Raw genomic sequence first — 1,705 nt, 5'->3', positions numbered from 1 at the left:
ACCAAAAAAGCAATATTGTTTTAGTTGGGGTAGATGAAAACGGAAATGATATGACTAGAGGTGTTTTGTTAGATGAGTTACGATCTTGTCCTTTTGATTGTCCAGGTGCCAGTCCATTAATGAAAATATAAAAATTGGATAATACTTGTTTCTACACAGCACTTTTAGCAGGAGTTCTTGATGTAGCCATGTTGTTTTACGCAAAAAAAGCGGCTATAAATTCGGGACCATTCACGCCATTTATTTGGCTCATAGGTATCTCAACGCTTTACGAATACTTTATTACGCATCTTTTATATACAGATACGTATTATTGGTTTCAATTATATCCGTTTTTAAGTTTTCTAGCAATTCATCACTTCTTTAAGAACCTTTTAAAACCCAGCCACCAAAAGCTCTTTAAGTGGCTCTTTATCGGTTTCATTGTTGTTTATATGAGTTCGCTTTTTCTCTGGGTCGACCGAAGCAAAATGTATCTTGCTATGGCTATCAATAGAACCTATATAACTGCTTTCATCTTTTTAGGTGTAATTTTATGGTTTCGAAAATTAATGGACGATTTAAAAGATTGGAATTTATGGAACAATCCGAATTTTTATTTCATCCTGTCACTTACCTTGTATTACGCAAGTACACTATTTCTCTTTTTAGCAAGTAACTTCATAGTTAAAAGCTCCCTTTCCTTCACCAACTACTGGGAAATAAACTGTATCGCTGGAATTTTCTTCAGACTTTTAATTAGTTTTGGCGTATGGAAAATGAAGACGGACTAGTAATTTTCTTCTGGATTGGCACCTTAATCATGATTTCCATGACACTAGGTGTTTTGCTAATTGCGTTAATTTACCAAAGAAAAGTTCTGAAAATCAGACAAGCCGAGTCTGAGAATTTGCTACGTGTATCACTCGAATCCGAAAAACGAGAACGCAAACGTATTGCCGAAGATTTCCACGACGGCATCAGCGGCGACATGATTACTATTCGCAACCACATCTCGCAACTGGAAACTAAAATCCAAGATCAGGAAAGTCGCGCGGTTCTATTTGGCGTAAAAACATCCGTCGAAAGTATGCTCGCCGAAGTGAAAGTAATCAGCTATAACCTAATGCCGCCATTACTCGATACATTAGGACTTATTCCGACCTTAGAAGATTACTTCGAACGAATTAAAAAATGGAGTTTACTTACCATTCACACCGATTTTTATCAGCGCGATATTCCCGTTTCTGCCTCTAATTCCTACGAGCTCTATCGAATTGTGCAAGAATTGCTCGGAAACATGCTTAAATACGGCAATGTTACCGTAGTTCATTTCAGTATAAAAAAAGTAGACTCTTTCCTAGAACTCGAAATTAAAGACAACGGCTCGCCATTCGACTTTTTTGAAAATCTAAAGAAATCAAAAGGCATGGGGCTTAAAAACATTCTTTCGCGAAGCAAACAAATAGGCGGTAAAATCAAACAAAGCTCCTCCGAAACTGGAAACGTCATTCAAATTCGCTTCCCAGCAAGCGAAAGCGGAATCTAATGTTTTGTAAACAGCTGTTCAAAAACCTGAAAAGCTCTTGTAGATTGAGGCATGTCGCATCCAAAAAAATCCTTCACTTTAACAAATAAAAAAAGCGGCACTCAACCAAAGTACCGCTTTTATTGTGGAGTCGCCGAGAATCGAACTCGGGTCCAAACAAGCAACCAAAAAACTTTC

At 37.4% G+C, this 1,705-nt stretch carries 2 protein-coding genes; both read left to right on the top strand.

The window, feature by feature from the left end; all coding sequences use genetic code 11:
• The first annotated feature begins 134 nt into the window (after positions 1–134).
• Complete coding sequence (locus tag ACOVQQ_RS00455; protein WP_421816471.1) at positions 135–773, top strand: hypothetical protein; 639 nt, start codon at positions 135–137, stop codon at positions 771–773.
• The gene (locus ACOVQQ_RS00450) at positions 752–1,528 is read left to right on the top strand and encodes a sensor histidine kinase (protein WP_421816470.1); all 777 of its coding nucleotides are present in this window, start codon (positions 752–754) and stop codon (positions 1,526–1,528) included. The genes ACOVQQ_RS00455 and ACOVQQ_RS00450 overlap by 22 nt, the downstream gene beginning before the upstream one ends.
• The last annotated feature ends 177 nt before the right edge of the window (positions 1,529–1,705 follow it).

The sequence above is a fragment of the Flavobacterium sp. genome (genome assembly GCF_049240005.1).
GTDB lineage: Bacteria > Bacteroidota > Bacteroidia > Flavobacteriales > Flavobacteriaceae > Flavobacterium.
Note: the sequence above shows the minus strand (reverse complement) of the source record. Positions and strands in the feature narration are given on the sequence as shown.

Bases quoted from the DNA above. Each gene is read 5' to 3' on its own strand.
- ACOVQQ_RS00450 (WP_421816470.1), top strand. From the start codon at position 752: ATGGAAAATGAAGACGGACTAGTAATTTTCTTCTGGATTGGCACCTTA.